The following is a 22,248-nucleotide window of genomic DNA, read 5'->3' as shown; positions in this document are numbered from 1 at the left end:
GCTATGGCCGACAGAGCAAAGCCTTTATTATGCCGGCCATGATCAAAGATCCCTTCCAACGCCTGAACCTCGACCGCGAGGTGCTCAGCGTCAGCCAACTGAATAACCGCGCACGCCTGCTGCTGGAAGATGTATTCAGCGGCATCTGGGTCGAGGGGGAAATCTCCAACCTGGCCAAGCCAGCGTCCGGGCATATCTACTTCACCCTTAAAGATAGCCAGGCCCAGGTGCGCTGCGCGCTGTTCCGGCAGAACGCCGCCAAGGTGCGCCAGGCGCTGCGCGACGGCCTGGCGGTCAAGGTGCGCGGCAAGGTCTCGCTGTTTGAAGGGCGAGGCGACTACCAGCTGATTCTCGATGCCGTGGAACCCGCCGGCGATGGTGCGCTGCGCCTGGCCTTCGAAGCGCTGAAGGAAAAACTCAGCGCTGAAGGGCTGTTCGCGGCCGAGGCTAAAGTCGCCCTCCCGGCTCACCCGAAACGTATCGGTATTATCAGCTCACCGACCGGCGCGGTGATCCGCGACATCATCAGCGTATTCCGCCGCCGCGCGCCGCAAGTCGAACTAACCCTGATTCCCACCGCCGTACAGGGCCGCGAGGCCACCGCACAGATCGTCCGCGCCCTTGGCGTGGCCGACGCCCGGGGCTTCGATGCGCTGATCCTGGCCCGTGGCGGCGGTTCGCTGGAAGACCTCTGGTGCTTTAACGAGGAAGCCGTGGCCCGCGCCATTGCCGCCTGCGTTACGCCTATCGTCAGCGCCGTGGGCCATGAAACCGATGTTTCCATCGCCGACTTTGTCGCCGATATCCGCGCGCCAACGCCCTCGGCCGCCGCCGAACTGCTGGCCCCCGACAGCAGCGAACTGGTGCAACGCCTGCACAACCTCAAGCGCCGCCTAAACCTGCGCATGCAGCACCGCCTGGAACGTGAACGTATGCGCCTGGAAGGGTTGCAGCGACGTTTGCGCCACCCCGGCGAGCGCCTGCGCCAGCACGCCCAGCGCGTGGATGACCTGGAGACGCGCCTGATCCGCGCCTTCGAGCGCCAGCTGACTAGCCGCCGCGAACGTCTGAACCACCTGCAAACTCGCCTGCTCAGCCTGCACCCGGAACGCAACCTCAAGCTGCTGGATCAACGCCTGCAAACCCTGGCCGAACGCCTGCAACGCAGCATGCGCGAAAGCCTTAAACAACGCCGCCTGCAGCTACAAAGCCAAATGCACACCCTGCACGCAGTCAGCCCGCTGGCGACCCTGGGGCGTGGCTACAGCATCCTGCTCGATGAGCGCGGCCGCGCCATCCGCAACGCCGCAGACACCCAGCCCGGTCAGCGCCTGAAGGCACGTCTAAGCAATGGCGAGCTGGATGTGCGGGTCGAAGACAACCATGTGCAGCCGGTCACCCTCTCGCTGCTCGATTGACCTTTTCGATTTACCTTTTAAAGCGGTGGATAAGCTTCGCGTTATCCACCCTACGGATACTCAATGCGCCTGCTCACTCTGCTCACTCTGCTCGCCCTGCTCTGCCTCGCCCTGCCCGTCCACGCCGAAGGCTTTATCAGCCGACTGCTGAATAAACCCGTGCCCGGCGGCGTGGCCGTGGTGGACCTGGGGCCAGCGAGCAGCGCGCCCAGCGTGCGCTATCAGAACAAACCGGTGCTGGTGATTCACGAGGATCAGCAACGCTGGATCGCCATCGTTGGCATCCCGCTGAGCATCAAACCGGGCAGCCAGCAGATCAGCGTCAACGGCAGCCAGACCCTGAGCTTTCAGGTGGGCAGCAAGCATTACGTCGAACAGCGCATCACCATCAAAAACCAGCAGCAGGTCAACCCGAACGCGGCCAACCTGAAACGCATAGAGCGCGAACTGGCCGAGCAGACCCGCGCCTATCAGCAGTTCAGCGCGAGCCAACCGAGCAACCTGCTGTTCGACAGGCCGGTCAACGGCCCGCTGTCGAGCCCCTTCGGCTTGCGCCGCTTCTTCAATGGCGAGGAGCGAAACCCGCACTCCGGACTGGACTTCGCCGCCAATAGCGGCACGCCGATCAAGGCTCCGGCCGCTGGCAAAGTGATTCTGATCGGCGACTACTTCTTCAATGGCAAAACCGTGTTTATCGACCACGGCCAGGGCCTGATCAGCATGTTCTGCCACCTCTCGGCCATCGGCGTAAAAGTCGGCGATGAGCTGCCACGCGGCGGCTTACTCGGCAAAGTCGGCGCCACCGGCCGCGCCACCGGGCCGCACCTGCACTGGAACGTCAGCCTGAATGATGCCCGCGTCGATCCGGCGATTTTTATTGGCGCGTTCACGCCCTGACCGTTCGTCGACCTGGCTCCGCGAACATCTCAAGCCTTCTCAGCACATGCCGATTACGTCTGTGACACCGGGTTTTCCGCCCGGTCGAGCGGGTACACACGTAGATGCTGACGGTTAACACCAACATCTCGTCGTCGTTCACGCGCCGCCAATTGGAGAGCAACAGCACGGCACTCGGTACTTCGCTGCAGCGCCTGTCCACCGGACAGCGCATCAACAGCGCCAAGGACGATGCCGCCGGGCTGCAAATCTCCAACCGTCTGACCTCGCAAGTGCGGGGGCTGAACGTGGCCACGCGCAACGCCAACGACGGCATATCGCTGCTGCAGGTAGCGGAAGGCGCTTTGCAAAGCGTCACCGACGCCCTGCAGCGCATTCGCTCGCTCGGCTTGCAGGCCATGAACGGTTCCAACGGTGCCAGTGAACGTGCCGCGCTTGATCAGGAAGCGCAACAGTTGCTGCAGGAGATCAACCGGGTCAACGAAACCACGACCTTTGCCGGCCGCAAAGTATTTGATCAAGGCACCTTTTCGGTCCTGGGGGATCTCGACCAGCGGGCCGTACTCAATGCCTTAAAGGGCTTCTGGATCAGCGAAGGCGAGCAACGGGTATTCGATGCCTTCGGCCTGACTGCCGATGGCGCTGAGCTGGAAATAACCTTTACCAATGACTCATCCAGCCAAACCCTGGCCTCGGTTTCTGGCACCTCCGGCGCTGGCGGGAAAATCTTTGATCAGGTACTCAATGTCAACCTGGCCTATTTCGATGCCTCCAGCCTGCCCAACGGCGGCAGCACACCGCAGTACACCGACAGGGTGATTGCCCACGAAATGGCCCACGCGGTCATGGGCCGCACCATGAACTTTGCCGGGCTACCCAGCTGGTTTATTGAAGGCAGCGCAGAAGCCTTGCAGGGTGCCGACGAGCGCCTGGCTGGAGACACCGCAGGCGGCACCAATACAGCCGCCATCCTGGCTGCATTTAACGCCGACGATGTCAGCGCCTCTGCCGGCTATTCAGGCGGCTACGCTGCCGTGCGCTATATGCACGAGGAAATCAAAGCGGCGGGCGGCAAAGGTATAAAAGACATCATGGGCTACCTGCAACAGAACAGCGGCTCGACCCTGGACCAGGCTTTGACCAACGCCAGCAAAGGAGCCTTTAGCAGCCTGGCCGACTTCAATACCCAGTTCAATGCCGATGCGGCGACCTACGTTGCAGGACTAGACCTGAGCAACGCTGATACCGGGGCAATTGGCGGCTTCGATGCTGACGGTGGCAATGTGCTCACCGCCGAGAATGTGCTGCCCAATCAGGGGACTGGGCTCCCAGGCTCCAAAGGCTTCAAGCTGGTTGAGCCGGAGCTGTTCAATGCCAACGGTGTAGGCGGCAACACCATCACCCAGTTCCAAGTCGGAGCCCAGGCCTATGAAACGATCCAAATCGGCTTCAGTGCATTCAGCGTCGATGCGATGGCCCTAAGTCGCCTAGACCTCAGTCAGACACCTGGCCTGGCCGTCATGGACATTGATGATGCCCTGGCCTATATCGACCGCCAGCGCGGCTATATGGGTGCCCTGCAGAATCGCCTGGAAAGCACCATCAACAATCTGCAAAGCATTGCCGAGAACGCCGCTGCCAGCCGCTCGCGCATCCTCGACACCGATTTCGCGGCAGAAACCTCCAATCTGGTTTCTCGGCAGATCATTCAGCAAGCCGCGCAAAGCGTACTTGCCCAGGCCAATCAACGGCCGCAAGCCGTGCTAAGCCTGCTCGGTTAAGCGCTCGCAATCGCCACTACATATTCGCCACATCGTCGCAAAAAAAACCCAAAAAAACCTTAAACAAGCAATCAGAAAGCGTTTTCTTATCAATGCTTGCACGCTTTACCCTCACTAGTTAGGGTTGACGCCATGCACACTAATCACACCCTTATTCTGCTGCGCCAACACGCCAACCTCTGCTTGGTCAGCCAGCGACTGCGTGGCTAATTCTTACGCCCACGCCCTGCCTTATTCTTCAAATTCCGCCCGGTTCGCCGATTGCCGCCGCGCTAAAAGGATTGCCCCATGAGCATGCTTAAAGACCCGTCCAGCAAGTACCGCCCGTTCACCCAGATCCAAATTCCGGATCGGACCTGGCCGGACAAGATCATCGACAAGGCGCCAATCTGGCTGTCCACCGACCTGCGCGACGGCAACCAGTCGCTGATCGAGCCGATGGACGCAGAGAAGAAGATGCGCTTCTTCAAGTGCCTGCTGGCAGTGGGTTTGAAGGAAATCGAAGTGGGCTTCCCGTCCGCCTCGCAGACCGATTTCGACTTCGTCCGCGAGTTGATCGAAGGCGGCCATATCCCGGACGACGTGACCATTCAGGTGCTGACCCAGGCCCGTGACGACCTTATCGAGCGCACTTTCGAGTCGCTGAAAGGCGCGAAGAAGGCCATCGTCCACTACTACAACGCTTGCGCGCCGAGCTTTCGCAAGATCGTTTTCAACCAGGACAAGGCCGGCGTCAAAGCCATCGCCGTGGCGGCTGGCCAGACCATCAAACGCCTGGCCGACGCTGCTCCGGAAACCCAGTGGGGCTTCGAGTATTCGCCGGAAGTGTTCAGCAGCACCGAAATCGATTTCGCCATCGAGGTGTGCAACGCGGTGATCGGCGTGTTCCAACCGACCCCGGCGAGCAAGTTGATCCTCAACCTGCCAGCGACCATCGAGTGCGCCACGCCGAACAACTACGCCGACCAGATCGAGTGGTTCGGTCGTCACATCGACCGCCGTAACAGCGTGCTGATCAGCGTGCACACCCACAATGACCGTGGCACTGGCGTGGCGGCCTCCGAGTTGGCCGTTATGGCGGGCGCGGATCGCGTCGAAGGCTGCCTGTTCGGCAATGGCGAGCGCACCGGCAACGTCTGCCTGGTGACCCTGGCGTTGAACCTCTACACCCAGGGCGTCGACCCACAACTGGATTTCTCCGATATCGACACCGTGCGCAAGGTGGTCGAGGACTGCAACCAGATCCCCGTGCACCCGCGCCATCCGTACGTCGGCGACTTGGTCCACACCGCCTTCTCCGGCTCGCACCAGGACGCGATCCGCAAGGGCTTCGCCCAGCAGAAGAGCGACGCCGTCTGGGAAGTGCCGTATCTGCCGATCGACCCAGCTGATATCGGCCGCGATTACGAGGCGGTAATCCGCGTCAACAGCCAGTCCGGCAAGGGCGGTATCACCTTCCTGCTGGAGCAGGAATACGGCATCAACCTGCCGCGCCGTATGCAGATCGAGTTCAGCCAGGTGGTGCAGAAGGAAACCGACCGCCTCGGCCTGGAGATGAGCGCCGCGCAGATCTATCAGCTGCTGGAGCGCGAATACCTGCAAGCCACTGCTCCCTATGCGCTGAAAGGCCATCGCCTGCAGGAAGAAAACGGTACCAGCGCGGTCGATGTCGAGGTGATCAATGCTGGCGAAACCCAGCACTGGCGCGGTATCGGCAAAGGCCCTCTGGAAGCCCTGGTCGCCGGCCTGCCGGTGGCCGTGGAGATCATGGACTACAGCGAACACGCTATCGGCGCCGGCACCAATGCCAAGGCGGCGGCCTATATCGAGCTGCGGGTTAACGGCGGCCGCGCGCTGCATGGCGTCGGCATCGATGAAAACCTGACTACCGCGAGCTTCCGCGCGCTGTTTAGCGCGCTGAATAGGGCTATCGGTCAGGCTGCCGAACAAGCTGCCTGATTGCCAAGTGAACCGTCAGCCCTGCACGGCTGACGGTTCGTTCGCTAGATAGCGCGCGGTAGCCTGCAAGGCCTGGCCTATATCCGGCCAGTGCAGTTGATGGCGCTGCGCCAAGGCCTGAGTTGCGGCGGTGTTGAAACGAGTGGTCTGGATAAAATCCAGCGACTCGGCATCGGTACGCAGCAAACGCGGCACACCCGGAATCTTCAGCAACGCCCGCAGCAAAGGAATCGGCATATGCCGACTTGGCGCGCTGACGCCTAGCGTGTGGGCCAACTGCTGCAGCATGCCCTGCAGATTGGGCGTCGCGGCATCCAGGGCGAGAATCTCCTGCCCAGCCTGCTGCCCATCAAAGGCCGCGGCCACGATCAGCTCGGCAAGAAAATCCACACTGACCAGCGGCAGCCAATGTGCGGCTGAACCCGGAATCGCCCCGAGCAAACCGCCAGCCAGATTGCCGATCAGCCCAGCCAGCGGCTGCGCTGGCAAAATATGCCCGCTGCGGCTATGACCGCACACAGTGGCCGGGTGCACCATCGTCAGTGGCGCTTGCAGCTCAGCCATACGCACGCGCACGCGGAAATGCGCTTCCAGCTTACTGCCCTCATAGGCGCCAGTGCGTTGATAGACCTTGTCCCAGTCAGTGCGTTCGGGCCGTTGCAGGTCAATGCCGATGCGCTGCAGATGCCCATGATTGGCCAGCATAAAGCCGCCCACCATCAGCAGCCGGCTGCCTTGCTGCGCCGCCAGTTCAGCCACCGCCAACGCGCCTTCGACATTGACCCGACGCGCCTGCTCGGCAGCCAGCCCCCAGGCGAACTGCGCACCCAAGTGGAACACCACGTCAGGCTGACGCACCTGCTCACGGGCAGCAGCATCCAGCCCCAGGCCAGCCAGCCCGAGGTCACCCGCCACAGCCGTCATCAGCTCACCGCGACCACCCAATTGCTCAACCTGCGTACGCAAGGCCGGCAAGGTTTGCGGCTGACGCATCAGCAGCGTCGCCGAGTGGCCCTGGCGGGTCAGCAACGCCAGAAGATGCTGACCAATAAAGCCGCTGCCACCGGTTACCAAACAGTGTTTATTCATGCTCAATCCACCCGAGTCATTAGTGACCCGAGCAGGCTAAACTGTTGAGCACACTCTACAGTCAAGCGGAATTTGCATGCGTATTGGTGAACTGGAAAAACGCAGCGGCGCCAGCCGCCACACCCTGCGTTATTACGAAAGCCTGGGGCTGATCAGCGCTCTGCGGCACGACAACAATTACCGCGAATACAGCCAGCAAACGCTCAATGATCTTGGGTTTATCCAGCAAGCACAGGGCATGGGCTTTTCCCTCGGCGAGATCGGCGAAATCCTCAAGGCCCGGCGCGAGCAACAGCTGGACTGCGCTCAGGGCGCCGCGCTGGTCAGCCGCAAGCTGATCGAGGTGGAACAGAAGATTGCCGACCTGCAGCAACTGCGCGACTTTCTATGTAGCGAGAAGCTGCGCCTGGAAGCCAGTGCTGCCGAACAGGCGGCTATACGGACGACTCTGGCGGCGCGCTAAATCAACCCGGCTATCAGACCAAGCGCACGGCGAGCGCACGGCGAGCGCACGAGCGACATCTACACTAAAAGCGATGGATTGCAGGAGTACCTGAGCATGCGTTCACTGACACACTGGATGTGCACCCTCACCCTGCCACTGCTGCTCGCCTGCAGCGCTAATAGCCTGGCAGCCACAGTAGTCATGGCCTTCGGTGAAAAGATCCCGCCCTTCTGTTTCCCGGAAAGCGACAGCGGTATCGAGCTGGAAGTGATTGGCGAAGCCCTGGCGTTTCGCGGCCACACACTCGAACCTCGCTACTTTCCTCTAGCCCGCGTGCCACTGGCGTTTCGCAAAGGTGAAGTGAATGCAGCCATGACCGACCTGGGTCAGGACCTTGCCGCAGTCGGTGGTCACTACGGCAACCCGGCGGTGATCTACTCCAACGTGTTTGTCAGCCTGCAAGGCCGGCGCTTCGACATCCAGAAGCCTGAAGACCTCAAGGGCCTTAGCGTGGTGGCCTTCCAGGGCGCGGCCCAACGCTATCCCGAATGGCTGGCCGCCAGCCAGAAAGATGGTTTGTACTTCGAGCAAAACAATCAGGAACTACAGGTGCTGGGCCTGAACAAGGGCCGCTACGATCTGGTGCTGAGTGATCGCAGCATCTATCGCTACTTCGAACTGCTGCTCGAACGCACCACCCTGTTCAAGGCCAAGAGCATTGCCATGCACCAGTTCGTCGAGGAGGACCCGCAGAACTACCGACCGGTATTTCGCAACCCGCAGATCCGCGACGACTTCAATGCCGGCCTCGCCCAGCTCAAGGCCAGCGGCCGCTACCAAGCGATCTACGACCACTACCTAAAGCAGTGAAGCCGCCCATCAGTCAACCAGGGTAAAAGCATCCGCATCGCGATAAGCCGGGAAACGCTCACGGTAAGCGGCCAACTCCGAGGCCTTGAGAGCTACCCGAAATACGCCATCCGCCGCCCCAGGCTCCAGCAGCGCCTCGCCCTGGAAATCCAGCACCTGACTGTCGCCGCTGTAGGCGTGGCCTTTGCCGTCCTCGCCAATGCGGTTTACCGCCGCCACGTAACACAGGTTTTCGATAGCCCGTGCTGGCAACAGGCGATTCCAGTGATTGCGCCGCGCGGCTGGCCAGTTGGCGGTGTAGAGCAACAGGTCGGTGGTCTGTGGATCGCGACTCCATACCGGAAAGCGCAGGTCGTAGCAGATCAGCGGACGCACCTGCCAACCCTTCACCTCCAGCAGCACCTGCTGCTCACCTGCGCTGTAATGCTTATGCTCGCCGGCCATGCGAAACAGATGGCGCTTGTCGTAATGCGCTACAGAGCCATCCGGGCGCGCCCAGAGCAGGCGGTTGCGGTAGGAGCCATCGGCGGCCTGGATAATCAGACTGCCGGTGACGACAGCCTGCAGCGCCTGAGCACGCTCACGCAGCCACTGGCTGGTGGTGCCATCTTCTGGCTCGGCCATGGCGGCGGAGTCCATGGAAAAGCCGGTGCTGAACATCTCCGGCAGCACGATCAGATCCGCACCACGCGCCTGCGTCAGCAGCGACTCAAAGTGCGCGCGATTGGCGGCTGGGTCCTGCCAGGCCAGAGTGGTCTGGATCAGCGCCAGCTCAAGATCGGGCAACAAGCCTAGATCGCGCATAGTTTATCCGCCGCCTGGCGCAGGGTTTCTTCTCGCTTGGCAAAGCAAAAGCGCACCAAGCGCAAATCCTTGGGCGGCTGCTGGTAGAACACCGATACCGGAATCGCCGCGACACCATGTTCGCGAGTCAGCCATTCGGCCATGGCGACATCATCCAGATCATTGCGAATGGCCGAGTAATCGACCAGCTGGAAATAGGTGCCCGCAGCGCGGGTGAAGGTAAAGCGCGAGCCGGCCAGCAAGTCGCAGAACAGATCGCGTTTGGCCTGATAGAACGCCGGCAGCTCTTCGACGTGCTCCGGATGCTCGGCCATATAGTCAGCCAGGGCCCATTGCAGCGGTGTCACGCCACAGAAGCTGACGTACTGATGGACCTTGCGCAGTTCGGCGCTCAAGGCCGGCGGCGCCACCACATAGCCGGTTTTCCAGCCGGTGACGTGATAGGTCTTGCCAAAGGAGCTGACCACAAAGGCGCGCTGATACAACTCTTCGTGGGCCAGCACGCTGGCGTGCTGAATGCCATCGAACACCAGATGCTCGTATACCTCGTCACTGATCAGGTAGATATCACGCTCGCGGATCAAGGCCGCCAGTTGGTCCAGCTCGGCGCGGGAAATCAGCGCGCCGCTAGGATTGTGCGGGCTGTTGAGGATAATCAGGCGAGTCTTGTCGCTGAGCGCATCCTGCAGACGCTGCCAGTCGATGGCGAAATCCGGCAAGGCCAGCGGCACATGCACGCAACGCCCGCCGGCCAGCTCGACCGAGGGCTCATAACTGTCGTAGCTGGGATCGAAGACGATTACTTCATCGCCCGGCTGAATCAGCGCCTGGATAGCGCAGAAGATGCCTTGGGTAGCGCCGGGAACGATGGTGACTTCGCTATCGGCGCTGACCATACGGCCATAACTGCGGGCGATCTTCGCCGCCACCTGCTCGCGCAGCGCTGGCAAGCCGGCCATCGGCGCGTACTGATTATGCCCGGCGGCAATATGCCGGCCGACCGCATCACGCAAGGCCTGCGGACCATCGAAATCGGGGAAGCCCTGGGACAGATTGAGCGCACCGGTTTCCACGGCGAGCTGCGACATGCGGGTAAAGATGGTGGTGCCGACGTTCGGCAGCTTGCTGATGATCATCGAGGCGGCATCCGGCTTGAGCGCTAGTGATGGCGCAGGATAGCCGATCCCCCAGAGACGCAAAAGGCACCCGAAGGTGCCTTTAAAGAGCGTTTCAATCCAAGCTTAGCGCTTGTCTTTGCGCTTCTTCTCGGCCTTCTTGTGGTGGCTCATCAGACGACGCTTCTTGTTCACCTGACGATCCGTGAGGGTGTTCTTGTTGCCCTCATAGGGGTTATCGCCGCCCTTGAACTCGATACGAATCGGCGTACCGACCAACTTAAGCACGCGGCGGTAGGTATTTTCCAGGTAGCGGATATAGGACTTGGGCACCGCCTCGACCTGGTTGCCGTGAATCACGATCAGCGGCGGGTTAGCACCACCCAGGTGGGCGTAGCGCAACTTGATGCGGCGATTGTTGACCATGGGCGGCGCATGATCGCTGACGGCGTCTTCAAGAATCGTGGTCAGACGGTTGGTCGGCCAGCGGGTGATCGCCGACTTGAACGAGGCCTGCACCGACTTGTACAGATTGCCCACACCAGTGCCGTGCAGTGCCGAGATAAAGTGGATATCGGCAAAGTCGACGAAGAACAGTCGGCGTTGCAGCTCTACCTTCACATAGTCGCGCTCGCTGGGCTCCATGCCGTCCCATTTGTTCAGGGCGATGACCAGGGCGCGGCCGCTTTCCAGCACAAAGCCAAGCAGGTTGAGGTCGTGATCGACCACCCCTTCGCGGGCATCCATAACGAACACCACGACGTTTGAATCCTGGATCGCCTGCAGGGTTTTCACCACCGAGAACTTTTCCACCGCCTCGAAGATCTTTCCGCGGCGACGCACGCCGGCGGTGTCGATCAGGGTGTACTTCTCGTCATCGCGCTCGAACGGGATATAGATACTGTCGCGGGTAGTGCCAGGCTGGTCATAGACGATCACCCGGTCTTCACCGAGCATGCGGTTGACCAGGGTCGACTTGCCGACGTTAGGCCGGCCGATGATCGCCAGCTTGATGCCGTCCTTCTCGCTCGGGCCAGGAATGCGCTTGGCTTCCTGACCTTCGAGAACGATTTCCTCTTCCTCGCCCTCTTCCGGCTCGCTGGCATCCTTGGGGAAGGAGCCCAGCACGGCTTCGAGCATCTGGGTGATGCCACGGCCATGGGCACCGGCAATCGCCAGGGACTCGCCCATACCCATGCTGGAGAACTCGGCGCGGGCCAGGTCGGCATCGATATTGTCGACTTTATTGATCACCAGAAAGCTGCGCTTGTTTCGGCGCCGCAGATGCTCACCGATCATCTGATCGGAAGCAGACAAACCAGCACGCGCATCTACCAGAAACAGTACGGCATCAGCTTCTTCGATAGCCTGCAGCGACTGCTCGGCCATCTTCGCGTCGATGCCTTCCTCGTCACCGGAAATACCACCGGTGTCGATGACGATATAGGTTCGCCCCTGCCACTTGGCCTCGCCGTACTGGCGATCACGGGTCAGACCAGACAGGTCGCCGACAATCGCGTCACGGGACTTGGTCAAGCGGTTAAACAGGGTGGACTTGCCGACGTTAGGGCGGCCCACCAGGGCAATTACGGGAACCATTAGGCTCTCCACTTCGTTATTTCAGAAAATACAAAAGCCGCTGCAGAGGCAGCGGCCGGAATTCATTGCACTGGCCAGTGCTGCGCAGCCCTAAGTGCTGTGCAGCATAGCCAAAGCGTCAGCGAGCGATCACTTGATGGTTAGCGCCACCAGATTGCCGCCGTTGCCGTAGGCATACAGCCAATCACCTACAACCAGCGGACGGGCACGCAGGCCGTCGCTGTCGATACGCGTACGGCCGACAAAACGACCGTCCACCTGGCTGACCAGGTGCAGGTAACCTTCCAGGTCACCGAACGCGATATAGCTGGAGAACACTTCCGGAGCCGACAACTGGCGACGAGCCAGGGCATCGTTGCTCCACAAGGCGGAAGCCGAACGCTCGTCGATACCTTCAACGGTGCCGCTGGCCAGGCTTACGTAAACACTGCCGTAACCCTGGGCAACACCGACCGAACTGGACGCTTCGCGCTGCCAGAGGATACGACCGCTTTCCAGATCCAGCGCGGCAACGCGACCCTGGTAGCTAACGGCATAGAGAGTGCCCGCCGAAAGCAGCAGACCGCCGTCGATATCGACCACGCGATCCAGCTCGGAACGGCCCTGCGGAACAGCCACACGCTGTTCCCAGACTGGAATACCGCGCTGAGCATCCAGCGCAATCACCTTGCCGGTGGACAGACCGGCAATCGCCAGACGGTTGGTCAGTACTGGGCTGCCAGTGCCGCGCAGGGTCAGTACCGCCGGAGTGTTTTCAAAGATCCAGCGCTGCTCGCCAGTGTTCATGTCCAGAGCGATCAGACGGTCATCCTGGGTCTGTACCAGCACCACGTCGCCGTTCAGCGCAGGCGGAGCCAGCACTTCACTGGTCACACGGGCGCGCCACTTCTCTTCACCGCTAGCGGTGTCGAGGGCAATGATCTCGCCTTTCAGCGTGCCGACCACCACCAGGCCATAGCCTGCGCCGACTGCGCCGGAAACCGGCAGCTCCAGATCAGCTTTCCAGATGACCTTACCGGTCATGCGGTCCATGGCCACGACCAGGCCTTCGACGTCGGCGGCATAAATCTGCTCACCATCAATCGCCGGTACCAGCATGTTGAAGGACTCGCCCTGGCCGTCGCCAATCGAACGACTCCATTCTTTCTGCAGGCTAACCTCTTCCTCAAACTTGGGCAGATCAGCCGGAGGCAGTTCCTTCTTGCTATTACTGCTGCAACCTACGGCCAGAACGGCCAGGGCCAGCAGTGCGGCATTCTTCCAGCGCATCACGTCACGCATCCCCTTTTGCCAGATCATCCAGCTTCATTTGCAAACCACCGACTGCGGCATCTTCAGAGAGCGCGGCCTTGGCTTTTTCGTAGGCGGCGTGCGCATCGTCGGCACGGCCGAGCTGCACCAGCAGATCACCTTTGAGTTCTTCACGGCTGGCGGCAAACGCCGGCGCAACCTTGGCATCCAACAGTTTCAGGGCATCTTCAGCCTTGTCCTGCGCAGCCAGCACGCGCGCCAGGCGCTGACGAGCCAACTCAGCCAGGCTGTCATCAGCCGGCTTGTCGACAACCGCCTGCAGCTCGCTGGCAGCGTCATCCAGCTTGCCTGCTTCGACCGCAACTTTGGCTACAAACAGGCTGCCGTATTGGGCGTAATGGGTACCGGAGAAATCATTCTTCAGCGTGTTGGCCAGCTCGGCGACTTTGCTCGCATCAGGCTTGCCGCTTGGGTCCAGCGCAGCTTCAAGCAACTGCTGATACACCAACGAAGCACCCTGGGACTGATTAGCCTGGTACTTCTGCCAGCCCTGCCAGCCAAACACCACCACCAACGCCAGCGCAACACCGGTCAGCAATGGCATGCCATTGCGCTGCCACCAGTCCTTGATTACCGCCAGTTCTTCATCATCAGTACGCGAAACCACCCCAACACTCCTATTCGCTAAATCACTCAACAGACGCTCAGGCCTGATCGGCGCAGGTCGCCAGATGATCGGCCAATGCCGACCACGCAATACTTTGTTGCTCACCCTGACCGCGCAGCGGCTTGCAACCTACCACTTGCTGGGCCAATTCGTCTTCACCCAAGATCAAGGCGTACAGCGCGCCACTCTTGTCGGCCTTCTTGAACTGACTCTTGAAGCTACCAGCCCCGGCATTAACCTGCAGACGCAGGTTCGGCAGCTGATCACGCAGCCGCTCGCTCAAGGTCAGCGCCGCCAGTTCGGCAGGCTCACCGAAAGCGCACAGATAAACATCGACCGTGCGGGCGATTTCAGCCGGTACTTTACCTAGAGTTTCGAGCAACAGCACCAAACGTTCGATGCCCATGGCAAAACCTACGCCCGGGGTCGGCTTGCCGCCCATCTGCTCGACTAGGCCATCGTAACGGCCACCGGCGCAGACCGTGCCCTGGGAGCCAAGCTGATCGGTTACCCATTCGAACACCGTCTTGCTGTAGTAATCCAGGCCACGCACCAGCTTGGGATTGATTACGTAAGGCACACCGGCGGCGTCAAGGCGGGCCTTGAGCCCCTCGAAATGCACGCGAGACTCTTCGTCTAGGTAATCCGCCAGCTTCGGTGCATTAACCAGCAGGGCTTGAGTTTCCGGCACTTTGCTGTCCAATACACGCAGCGGGTTGCTGCCCATACGGCGGCGGCTGTCTTCATCCAGCTGATCAGCGTGCGCAGTCAGAAACTCGACCAGCGCATCGCGATACACCGCGCGCGCAGCGCTGGTGCCGAGGCTATTGAGTTCAAGTTTCACCGCATCACGGATACCCAGCAGGCCCCACAGGCGCCATGTGAGCACGATCAACTCGGCATCAATGTCCGGGCCGTCGATATTGAAGACTTCCACACCAATCTGATGAAACTGGCGATAACGGCCTTTCTGCGGACGCTCGTGACGGAACATCGGGCCGATGTACCAGAGCTTCTGGGTCTGCCCACCACCCGCCAGACCGTGCTCAAGCACGGCACGCACGCACGCGGCGGTACCTTCCGGACGCAGGGTCAGGGAGTCGCCGTTACGGTCGTCGAAGGTGTACATCTCTTTTTCAACGATATCGGTGACTTCACCAATCGAGCGCTTGAACAGCTCGGTGAACTCAACGATCGGCATGCGGATCTGCCGATAGCCGTAGCCATCCAGCAGACTGGCGACGGTACCTTCAAAGTAACGCCAAAGCGGAGTCTGCTCGGGCAAAATATCGTTCATGCCACGGATGGCTTGCAGGGACTTGCTCAATTCAATTCCTTAACGGTGTTAGCTGCGCAGAATCAGAGCGGCGTCAGCTGCGACCTTGTCGGCCGCTTTCTGGCGGATCAGTTTTTCCAACTCATCGACCAGGTTGTCATTGCCCAGCTTGAGCGCCGGCTTGCCATCGATATAGATCAGGTTCGGCGAGCCGCCAGTCAGGCCGATATGGGCCTCTTTGGCTTCGCCGGGGCCGTTGACCACACAACCGATCACCGCAACATCCAGCGGCACTAGCAGGTCTTCGACACGCTGCTCCAGCTCGTTCATGGTTTTCACCACATCGAAGTTCTGCCGCGAACAGCTTGGGCAGGCAATAAAGTTGATGCCACGGGAACGCAGACGCAGCGACTTGAGGATGTCGTAGCCGACCTTGATCTCTTCCACCGGATCGGCGGCCAGAGAGATACGGATGGTATCGCCAATGCCTTCGGCCAGCAGCATACCCAAGCCGACCGCCGACTTGACCGTACCCGAGCGCAGGCCACCGGCTTCGGTGATGCCCAAGTGCAATGGCTGCTCAATCTGCTTAGCCAGCAGGCGATAGGCTTCGACGGCCATAAAGACGTCGGAGGCTTTTACACTGACCTTGAAGTCGGGGAAATTCAGGCGATCCAGATGCTCGACATGACGCAGTGCGGACTCGACCAGCGCAGCCGGCGTAGGCTCGCCGTATTTCTTCTGCAGATCTTTTTCCAACGAACCGGCGTTTACCCCGATACGAATCGGAATGCCTTTGTCGCGCGCCGCCTCGACCACCGCGCGCACGCGGTCTTCACGGCCGATATTGCCTGGGTTGATACGCAGGCAGTCGACGCCCAGCTCAGCCACACGCAGGGCGATCTGGTAGTCGAAGTGGATATCGGCCACCAGCGGAACTTTGACCTGCTGCTTGATCTTGCCGAAGGCCTCGGCTGCATCCATATCCGGCACCGAAACCCGCACGATATCGGCACCGGCATCTTCCAGGCGACGAATCTGCGCCACGGTGGCGGCTACATCATTGGTGTCGCTGTTGGTCATGCTCTGCACAGCGATAGGCGCATCGCCACCTACCGGTACGGAACCCACCCAGATTTTGCGTGAAATACGGCGCTTGATCGGTGACTCGCAATGCATGTTACTGCCCACCCAACTTCAGACGCGCGGTCTCACCGGAGATAAACGGCGCCACATCGACCGGATTGCCATTCAGGCTGACCTGCACACCACGGGCATAACCCAGACGCAGCTCCAGCGGAGCCTTACCGGCCAACTGCAGGCTATCGCCTTTGCGCTTGAGGGCGCTGAACAACACCTTGCCATTGGCATCGGTGAGTTGCGTCCAGCAATCGGCAATAAAGGTCAGGCTGACCACTGCCTCGCCTGCGCCAGCTTGCACTGGCGCCGTGGCAACTGGCGCCGTGGGCGTAGCCTCGGCAACAGCAGGCGCGGCATTGGCCGGCGTAGCAACTGCGGCCGGAGCACTGGGCGTTTCGCTGAGAACTTGCGGCTGTTCAGGTTGCGGGGCCACCTCGGCAGCCTCGGACAACAACGGCAACGCGGCTTCTGCTTCCAGCTGGGCAGCTTCCACCGCCTGGTCTTCCGGCTCATCCAGCGGATGAATCTGCGTGGTGCCGTCGGCGCCGTCTACTTCAACATGTTCAAGGCTGGTTGACGCCAGGTCTTCGGCGCGGCGTTCGGCCTGCTCCTGCCACCAGAAAAAGCTCAAACCAGCCAGCGCCAGCAACAGCACAAAACTGACCATGCGCAAGATGCGCTGCGAGTAGCTAACTGGCTCCTCGATGCGCCCCAGGCTGTGCACACTGCTACCGGCGGCGTCGCTACCGGTGAACTGATCAAACTCCAGCACCAGGCGGTTCTGGTCGACTTCCAGCAGCTTGGCGTAAGCCCGCACATAACCGCGAGCAAAGGTATGCCCAGGCAGCTTGTCGAAGGCACCTTGCTCGACCTGGCTCAAGCGCTGCGGGGTCAAATTCAACTGCGCAGCAACCTCGGCAATGGTCCAACCGCGGCTCTCACGAGCCTTGCGCAAAGTCTCACCCGGATTGATGCGGGGAACTGCTAGCACTTCTGGATGCGCCGCTTTCATCATTGCTCCGACAGGTATTGCTGATATTCCGGCGTGCCCGGATAAAGTCGCTTCAACTGCAAACCGAGGCTCGCGGCATTGTCGCGCTCCTCGAAAATCTTCGCCAAGCGCACGCCTAGCAGCAGGCTGCGGGCGTCATGATTGGCAAGGGCTATATAACTTTCGTAGTAACTACGTGCAGGGACATACTGTTTGTCCTCGTAAGAAAGTTGTGCCATTTCCATCAGCGCACGCGGTTGTCGGCTATTTAAGCGCAGCGAGCGCTCAAAATAGACCTTGGCCTGCTCGCGCTGCTTAAGTTGCAGCGAAGTCAACCCGAGATTCTCGAAAACCCGTGAGCGCTCCTGATACAAGGTGTCCTGCGAAGCCTGTTGATAAAACTCTAAGGCCTCTGAATAGCGTTTCTGCTCAAACAAGAAGCCGCCATAGTTATTCAAGAGGCGCGCATCCCCTTTGCGTAATGAAAGAGCCTTGCGGTAGTGCATATCCGCTAGCTCGGGCTCCATCTCAGCTTGAAAAACAACACCAAGAATCGCATGCACATCAGGATTGGAAGAATCAAGATCAAGCGCCTGCTTGAGAGGTACTTTTGCGCGCTCAGTATCTCCCTGCTGCAGATAGCCAATACCCAACTGTATATAAGCATCGCGCGCTTCGTCGCGCCCCTTATCGGTTTTCATCGGATCGACATTACCGGTGGTAACGCAACCGGCTAACAGACTGGCGGCCAACAGCAATAACGCGGGACGCAAGGTCATGGGTATCCTCCCCTCAGGTTCGATTGGCGGCGGAACTTGGCGTTTCGGCCTCGCTACTCAATTCACGCACAGCAATATAGCGTTCACTACGGCGGGTACGGTCCATAACCTGGCCGACCAACTGGCCACAAGCCGCGTCAATGTCCTCGCCCCGCGTGGTGCGTACAGTGACATTGTGCCCGGCTTTGTGCAGCAGGTCCTGAAAACGGCGAATAGCATTGTTGCTCGGCCGCTCGTACCCGGAGTGGGGGAAGGGATTAAACGGAATCAGGTTGATCTTGCAAGGCACATCTTTGAGAAGTGCGATCATTTCCTCAGCGTGCTCGGTCTTATCGTTTACATCCTTGAGCAGGGTGTATTCGATTGTAAGCACGCGTTTCTCGCCCAGGCGCGAGACATAACGCTTACACGCCGCCAGCAGCATTTCCAGCGGGTACTTCTTGTTGATCGGCACCAGCTGATTACGCAGTGCATCGTTCGGCGCATGCAGCGACAACGCCAGGGACACGTCAATCACTTCGCCGAGCTTGTCGATCATCGGCACCACGCCGGAGGTGGACAGCGTCACCTTACGTTTGGAGATACCGTAGCCGAGGTCATCCATCATGATTTTCATGGCAGCGACGACGTTGTCGAAGTTCAGCAACGGCTCGCCCATACCCATCATCACCACGTTGGTGATGGCACGGTCGACCTTCGCCGGCACGCTACCGAACGACTTATTGGCGATCCACACCTGGCCGATCACTTCGGCGGCGCTTAGATCGCTGTTGAAACCTTGTTTACCAGTCGAGCAGAAACTGCAATCCAGCGCACAGCCGGCCTGCGACGACACACACAAGGTGCCACGCGTGCCCTGGGGGATATACACGGTTTCTACGCAACTGCCTGACGCCACCCGCACTACCCACTTGCGCGTGCCATCAGTGGAAATATCTTCGCTGACCACTTCCGGGCCGCGGATTTCAGCACAGGCCTTGAGCTTTTCGCGCAAGGCCTTGCTGACGTTACTCATGGCATCGAAATCATCGACGCCAAAGTGGTGAATCCATTTCATCATCTGACCGGCACGGAAACGCTTTTCCCCGATGCTTTCGAAGAATTGCTCCATCTCTGCCTGGGTCAGACCCAGCAGATTGATTTTACCGGTAGCTTCAGTCATGGCTTCACCCTCACCCGATTCGCTTAGCGAATACGTGCGCAAACTTCGGTGGAAGCGAAGAAGTAAGCGATTTCGCGAGCAGCAGAAGCTTCGGAGTCGGAACCGTGTACCGCGTTTTCGTCGATGGAAACGGCGAAATCAGCACGAATGGTGCCGGCAGCAGCTTCTTTAGGGTTGGTAGCGCCCATCAGATCACGGTTAGCCAGAACAGCGTTTTCGCCTTCCAGAACCTGAACGATAACTGGACCCGAGGTCATGAAAGCAACCAGGTCCTTGAAGAAGCCGCGCTCGCTGTGCTCAGCGTAGAAGCCAGCAGCTTCACGCTCGGACAGTTGAACCATTTTCGAAGCAACGACGCGCAGGCCGGCTTTTTCGAAGCGGCTGGTGATCTCGCCAATAACATTCTTGGCAACGGCATCAGGCTTGATGATGGAGAAAGTGCGTTGAACAGCCATGTGAAACTCCAGAAACAGTGATTAAAGCGAAAAATTAAACCCGCGAATTATACGCGGGTTCCGGTTAAATGCGTAGGCCAAGCCAAAAGGCCGATTAATCCGCCTCTTCGATCCAGGCCGCTTGAATGGCTTCAAGCACCTTCTCGCCGCCGCGCTGTGGATCGTCACTGAACTCCGGCAACGCCAGAATCCACTTATGCAGATCAACAAAATTCACGTAGCGAGGGTCCACCTCAGGCTTGGACTCAGCCAGCTGAATGGCGATTTCCAGAACATCAACCCACTTCAGACTCATAACAGCTCCTTGAATCAGTGCGGTGCTTCGGCGGCGTGGTTGAGTGAGTACTTGGGAATTTCCACGGTCAGGTCTTCATCACCAACAATAGCCTGGCAGGACAAACGCGATTGCGCTTCCAGCCCCCAAGCCTTGTCGAGCATGTCTTCTTCTAACTCGTCAGCCTCAGCCAGCGAGTCGAAGCCCTCACGAATAATGCAGTGACAGGTGGTGCAGGCGCAGACACCGCCACAGGCACTTTCGATCTCGATATGGTGCTCGTGCGCCACTTCAAGCACCGAGGTACCCGGCGCGACCTCGACCACCAGACCCTCCGGACACAGCACCGCGTGAGGCAGAAAAATGATCTGCGGCATGCTTATTCCTCAATCTCATCAAGACTACGGCCGGCCAGTGCGGCCTTGACCGTGGCATCCAGGCGACGCGCGGCAAAAGCGTCAGTCACCTGGGTCAAACGTTTGGTTTGCTGCTCAATCGCCAGGCCATCAGTGCCGGCCATCAAGTCACGCAACTGTTCTATCTGCGCATCAATTGCCAGACGCTCATCGGCATCCAGCAAGCGCTCGCCATCGGCCAGCAATGCGGCTTCGACGGCCTCCAGCAGACGCTGGGCATCGACCTGTTGCTCGCGCAGCACACGGGCAACCTTGTCGTCGCCGGCATTCTTGAAGGAGTCCTGCAGCATGCGGGCGATTTCACCATCGGTCAGCCCATAGGACGGCTTGACCTGAATACTCGCCTCGACGCCCGAAGCCAGCTCACGTGCAGCGACACTAAGCAGACCGTCGGCATCGACCTGGAAGGTCACGCGAATCTTCGCCGCACCGGCGACCATTGGCGGAATACCACGCAATTCAAAGCGCGCCAACGAACGGCAATCACTGATCAGCTCGCGCTCACCCTGCAGCACATGCACCATCATGGCCGTTTGACCATCTTTATAGGTGGTGAAGTCCTGGGCGCGGGCCACGGGGATGGTGGTATTGCGCGGAATCACCTTCTCCATCAGCCCGCCCATGGTTTCCAGACCGAGCGACAGGGGAATCACATCCAGCAGCAGCAATTCTTCGCCATCGCCGCGCTTGTTGCCCGCCAGGGCATCGGCCTGAATCGCCGCACCGATGGCGACCACCTGATCAGGGTCGATATCGGTCAACGGCTCACGGGCGAACAACTCGGCGACCGCCTGACGCACGCGCGGCACACGGGTGGAGCCGCCAACCATAACCACGGCTTCAACCTCATCCAACTCAATGCCGGCATCACGCACCGCACGGCGACAGGCCTTGAGGCTGCGCGCCAGCATGGGTTCGATCAGCGCATCAAACTGCTCGCGACTCAATTGCCCCGCCCAGCCGGCATAGCTGAGGCTTGCCGTGGCGCTATCGGTCAGCGCCTCTTTAGCGGCGCAGGCCGCTTCCAACAACAGACGCTGCTGTGTTGGATCGAGATCAGAGGAAATCCCAGCTTGCTGCACAATCCAACCAGCAATCGCGTGATCGAAGTCATCACCGCCCAGCGCACTGTCGCCGCCCGTAGCCAGCACTTCAAACACGCCGCCGGTCAGGCGCAGCACGGAAATATCAAAGGTGCCGCCGCCCAGGTCATAAATGGCGACCACACCCTCGGCGTGCTGATCCAGGCCATAGGCCACGGCAGCGGCGGTCGGCTCATTGAGCAGGCGCAGCACATTCAAGCCGGCCAGACGCGCAGCGTCCTTGGTAGCCTGGCGCTGCGAATCATCGAAATACGCCGGCACAGTGATCACCGCACCCACCAGCTCACCACCGAGGGTCGCCTCAGCGCGCTGACGCAACACTTTGAGAATGTCGGCGGAAACTTCAACCGGGCTTTTCGGCCCCTGCACCGTTTCGATAAACGGCATATGCGATTCGCCGCCAACAAAACGGTACGGCAGCTGCTCGCCGAGCTGTTTGACGTCGGCCAAACCGCGCCCCATCAGGCGCTTGACCGACAGCACGGTATTTAGCGGATCAGCCGATGCGGCCGCCTTGGCGACTTCACCCACCTCGACCCGATCCGCGTGATAGCGCACCGCGGACGGCAGAATAACCTGCCCTGCCGCATCGGCCAGCGGCGCGGAAAGGCCGCTACGCACGGCGGCGACCAGCGAATTGGTGGTACCCAGATCAATCCCCACCGCCAGTCGGCGCTGGTGTGGCTGGGGGCTTTGTCCGGGCTCAGCGATCTGCAGTAAGGCCATGATTAATCAGTGCTTAAGCTATCAGGCGCGC

Annotated in this window: 21 protein-coding genes; 6 read left to right on the top strand and 15 right to left on the bottom strand. The window is 60.1% G+C overall.

The features are described 5' to 3' along the window. The first annotated feature begins 38 nt into the window (after positions 1 to 38). The 4 genes from xseA to leuA all read left to right on the top strand — a co-directional run bounded on the left by xseA (position 39) and on the right by leuA (position 6,055). Positions 39 to 1,418: an exodeoxyribonuclease VII large subunit gene (gene xseA, locus P3C18_RS06535; protein WP_275961038.1), complete on the top strand. Its 1,380-nt coding sequence runs from the start codon at positions 39 to 41 to the stop codon at positions 1,416 to 1,418. A gap of 63 nt (positions 1,419 to 1,481) precedes the next feature. After that, entirely contained in the window at positions 1,482 to 2,315 is an 834-nt protein-coding gene (locus P3C18_RS06530) for a peptidoglycan DD-metalloendopeptidase family protein (protein ID WP_275961037.1), read from the top strand. A gap of 104 nt (positions 2,316 to 2,419) precedes the next feature. Further along, positions 2,420 to 4,096, top strand: a complete 1,677-nt coding sequence (locus P3C18_RS06525) for a flagellinolysin (protein WP_275961036.1) — start codon at positions 2,420 to 2,422, stop codon at positions 4,094 to 4,096. Between the two features lie 288 nt (positions 4,097 to 4,384). After that, the gene (leuA, locus tag P3C18_RS06520; RefSeq protein WP_275961035.1) at positions 4,385 to 6,055 is read left to right on the top strand and encodes a 2-isopropylmalate synthase; all 1,671 of its coding nucleotides are present in this window, start codon (positions 4,385 to 4,387) and stop codon (positions 6,053 to 6,055) included. A gap of 15 nt (positions 6,056 to 6,070) precedes the next feature. Here the strand turns inward: leuA and P3C18_RS06515 are convergent, their stop codons facing one another. After that, the gene (locus P3C18_RS06515; protein ID WP_275961034.1) at positions 6,071 to 7,144 is read right to left on the bottom strand and encodes an SDR family oxidoreductase; all 1,074 of its coding nucleotides are present in this window, start codon (positions 7,142 to 7,144) and stop codon (positions 6,071 to 6,073) included. Positions 7,145 to 7,220: 76 nt separating this feature from the next. On the opposite strand from P3C18_RS06515, the gene P3C18_RS06510 reads away from it, so the two are divergent. Both P3C18_RS06510 and P3C18_RS06505 read left to right on the top strand, forming a co-directional pair. After that, entirely contained in the window at positions 7,221 to 7,607 is a 387-nt protein-coding gene (locus P3C18_RS06510) for a MerR family transcriptional regulator (protein ID WP_275961033.1), read from the top strand. 96 nt (positions 7,608 to 7,703) lie between these two features. Further along, entirely contained in the window at positions 7,704 to 8,459 is a 756-nt protein-coding gene (locus P3C18_RS06505) for an ABC transporter substrate-binding protein (RefSeq protein ID WP_275961032.1), read from the top strand. A 9-nt stretch (positions 8,460 to 8,468) separates the two neighbouring features. On the opposite strand, the gene P3C18_RS06500 is transcribed toward P3C18_RS06505, so the two are convergent. The 14 genes from P3C18_RS06500 to hscA form a co-directional block, all read right to left on the bottom strand. Next, positions 8,469 to 9,263, bottom strand: a complete 795-nt coding sequence (locus P3C18_RS06500) for an amidohydrolase (protein WP_275961031.1) — start codon at positions 9,261 to 9,263, stop codon at positions 8,469 to 8,471. Beyond that, a complete protein-coding gene (locus P3C18_RS06495) occupies positions 9,251 to 10,399 on the bottom strand; it encodes a pyridoxal phosphate-dependent aminotransferase (protein WP_275961030.1) in 1,149 nt (382 codons plus the stop codon). The genes P3C18_RS06500 and P3C18_RS06495 overlap by 13 nt, the downstream gene beginning before the upstream one ends. A gap of 105 nt (positions 10,400 to 10,504) precedes the next feature. Next, a complete protein-coding gene (gene der, locus P3C18_RS06490) occupies positions 10,505 to 11,977 on the bottom strand; it encodes a ribosome biogenesis GTPase Der (protein WP_275961029.1) in 1,473 nt (490 codons plus the stop codon). 129 nt (positions 11,978 to 12,106) lie between these two features. Continuing rightward, positions 12,107 to 13,258, bottom strand: coding sequence for an outer membrane protein assembly factor BamB (gene bamB / locus P3C18_RS06485; protein ID WP_160016427.1), 1,152 nt, complete (start codon positions 13,256 to 13,258; stop codon positions 12,107 to 12,109). Continuing rightward, positions 13,251 to 13,832 carry a tetratricopeptide repeat protein gene (locus tag P3C18_RS06480; RefSeq protein WP_275961597.1) on the bottom strand — a complete coding sequence of 194 codons (582 nt, stop codon included), beginning with the start codon at positions 13,830 to 13,832 and terminating at the stop codon, positions 13,251 to 13,253. The genes bamB and P3C18_RS06480 overlap by 8 nt, the downstream gene beginning before the upstream one ends. A 100-nt stretch (positions 13,833 to 13,932) precedes the next feature. Then, a complete protein-coding gene (gene hisS / locus P3C18_RS06475; RefSeq protein WP_275961028.1) occupies positions 13,933 to 15,222 on the bottom strand; it encodes a histidine--tRNA ligase in 1,290 nt (429 codons plus the stop codon). A gap of 18 nt (positions 15,223 to 15,240) precedes the next feature. After that, positions 15,241 to 16,350: a flavodoxin-dependent (E)-4-hydroxy-3-methylbut-2-enyl-diphosphate synthase gene (gene ispG, locus P3C18_RS06470; protein ID WP_275961027.1), complete on the bottom strand. Its 1,110-nt coding sequence runs from the start codon at positions 16,348 to 16,350 to the stop codon at positions 15,241 to 15,243. 1 nt (position 16,351) lies between these two features. Next, positions 16,352 to 17,323, bottom strand: a complete 972-nt coding sequence (locus tag P3C18_RS06465; protein WP_275961026.1) for a RodZ family helix-turn-helix domain-containing protein — start codon at positions 17,321 to 17,323, stop codon at positions 16,352 to 16,354. Beyond that, entirely contained in the window at positions 17,323 to 18,081 is a 759-nt protein-coding gene (pilW, locus tag P3C18_RS06460) for a type IV pilus biogenesis/stability protein PilW (RefSeq protein WP_275961025.1), read from the bottom strand. Before pilW ends, P3C18_RS06465 begins: the two co-directional genes overlap by 1 nt. A gap of 13 nt (positions 18,082 to 18,094) precedes the next feature. Then, positions 18,095 to 19,243, bottom strand: a complete 1,149-nt coding sequence (gene rlmN / locus P3C18_RS06455) for a 23S rRNA (adenine(2503)-C(2))-methyltransferase RlmN (RefSeq protein WP_275961024.1) — start codon at positions 19,241 to 19,243, stop codon at positions 18,095 to 18,097. 23 nt (positions 19,244 to 19,266) lie between these two features. Next, positions 19,267 to 19,698: a nucleoside-diphosphate kinase gene (gene ndk, locus P3C18_RS06450; RefSeq protein ID WP_275961023.1), complete on the bottom strand. Its 432-nt coding sequence runs from the start codon at positions 19,696 to 19,698 to the stop codon at positions 19,267 to 19,269. A 94-nt stretch (positions 19,699 to 19,792) separates the two neighbouring features. Further along, positions 19,793 to 19,993, bottom strand: coding sequence for a Fe-S cluster assembly protein IscX (gene iscX / locus P3C18_RS06445; protein ID WP_275961022.1), 201 nt, complete (start codon positions 19,991 to 19,993; stop codon positions 19,793 to 19,795). Positions 19,994 to 20,007: 14 nt separating this feature from the next. Beyond that, a complete protein-coding gene (gene fdx / locus P3C18_RS06440; RefSeq protein WP_160085290.1) occupies positions 20,008 to 20,349 on the bottom strand; it encodes an ISC system 2Fe-2S type ferredoxin in 342 nt (113 codons plus the stop codon). Between the two features lie 2 nt (positions 20,350 to 20,351). Beyond that, positions 20,352 to 22,217 carry a Fe-S protein assembly chaperone HscA gene (hscA, locus tag P3C18_RS06435; RefSeq protein WP_275961021.1) on the bottom strand — a complete coding sequence of 622 codons (1,866 nt, stop codon included), beginning with the start codon at positions 22,215 to 22,217 and terminating at the stop codon, positions 20,352 to 20,354. Between the last annotated feature and the right edge of the window lie 31 nt (positions 22,218 to 22,248).

The sequence above is a fragment of the Pseudomonas sp. 1928-m genome, assembly GCF_029269135.1.
Classification (GTDB): Bacteria; Pseudomonadota; Gammaproteobacteria; order Pseudomonadales; family Pseudomonadaceae; genus Aquipseudomonas.
The sequence above is the reverse complement of the archived record's forward strand: the minus strand, read 5'-3'. Positions and strand labels throughout refer to the sequence as shown.

Coding starts and splice junctions, on each gene's coding strand:
- P3C18_RS06525 (WP_275961036.1), top strand. CDS start 2,420: ATGCTGACGGTTAACACCAACATCTCGTCGTCGTTCACGCGCCGCCAA.
- pilW (WP_275961025.1), bottom strand. CDS start 18,081: ATGACCTTGCGTCCCGCGTTATTGCTGTTGGCCGCCAGTCTGTTAGCC.
- bamB (WP_160016427.1), bottom strand. CDS start 13,258: ATGCGTGACGTGATGCGCTGGAAGAATGCCGCACTGCTGGCCCTGGCC.
- fdx (WP_160085290.1), bottom strand. CDS start 20,349: ATGCCGCAGATCATTTTTCTGCCTCACGCGGTGCTGTGTCCGGAGGGT.
- P3C18_RS06510 (WP_275961033.1), top strand. CDS start 7,221: ATGCGTATTGGTGAACTGGAAAAACGCAGCGGCGCCAGCCGCCACACC.
- P3C18_RS06495 (WP_275961030.1), bottom strand. CDS start 10,399: ATGATCATCAGCAAGCTGCCGAACGTCGGCACCACCATCTTTACCCGC.
- rlmN (WP_275961024.1), bottom strand. CDS start 19,243: ATGACTGAAGCTACCGGTAAAATCAATCTGCTGGGTCTGACCCAGGCA.
- hscA (WP_275961021.1), bottom strand. CDS start 22,217: ATGGCCTTACTGCAGATCGCTGAGCCCGGACAAAGCCCCCAGCCACAC.
- iscX (WP_275961022.1), bottom strand. CDS start 19,993: ATGAGTCTGAAGTGGGTTGATGTTCTGGAAATCGCCATTCAGCTGGCT.
- ndk (WP_275961023.1), bottom strand. CDS start 19,698: ATGGCTGTTCAACGCACTTTCTCCATCATCAAGCCTGATGCCGTTGCC.
- ispG (WP_275961027.1), bottom strand. CDS start 16,350: ATGCATTGCGAGTCACCGATCAAGCGCCGTATTTCACGCAAAATCTGG.
- P3C18_RS06530 (WP_275961037.1), top strand. CDS start 1,482: ATGCGCCTGCTCACTCTGCTCACTCTGCTCGCCCTGCTCTGCCTCGCC.
- P3C18_RS06500 (WP_275961031.1), bottom strand. CDS start 9,263: ATGCGCGATCTAGGCTTGTTGCCCGATCTTGAGCTGGCGCTGATCCAG.
- P3C18_RS06515 (WP_275961034.1), bottom strand. CDS start 7,144: ATGAATAAACACTGTTTGGTAACCGGTGGCAGCGGCTTTATTGGTCAG.
- P3C18_RS06480 (WP_275961597.1), bottom strand. CDS start 13,832: ATGCCATTGCTGACCGGTGTTGCGCTGGCGTTGGTGGTGGTGTTTGGC.
- P3C18_RS06505 (WP_275961032.1), top strand. CDS start 7,704: ATGCGTTCACTGACACACTGGATGTGCACCCTCACCCTGCCACTGCTG.
- P3C18_RS06465 (WP_275961026.1), bottom strand. CDS start 17,323: ATGAAAGCGGCGCATCCAGAAGTGCTAGCAGTTCCCCGCATCAATCCG.
- der (WP_275961029.1), bottom strand. CDS start 11,977: ATGGTTCCCGTAATTGCCCTGGTGGGCCGCCCTAACGTCGGCAAGTCC.
- xseA (WP_275961038.1), top strand. CDS start 39: ATGATCAAAGATCCCTTCCAACGCCTGAACCTCGACCGCGAGGTGCTC.
- leuA (WP_275961035.1), top strand. CDS start 4,385: ATGAGCATGCTTAAAGACCCGTCCAGCAAGTACCGCCCGTTCACCCAG.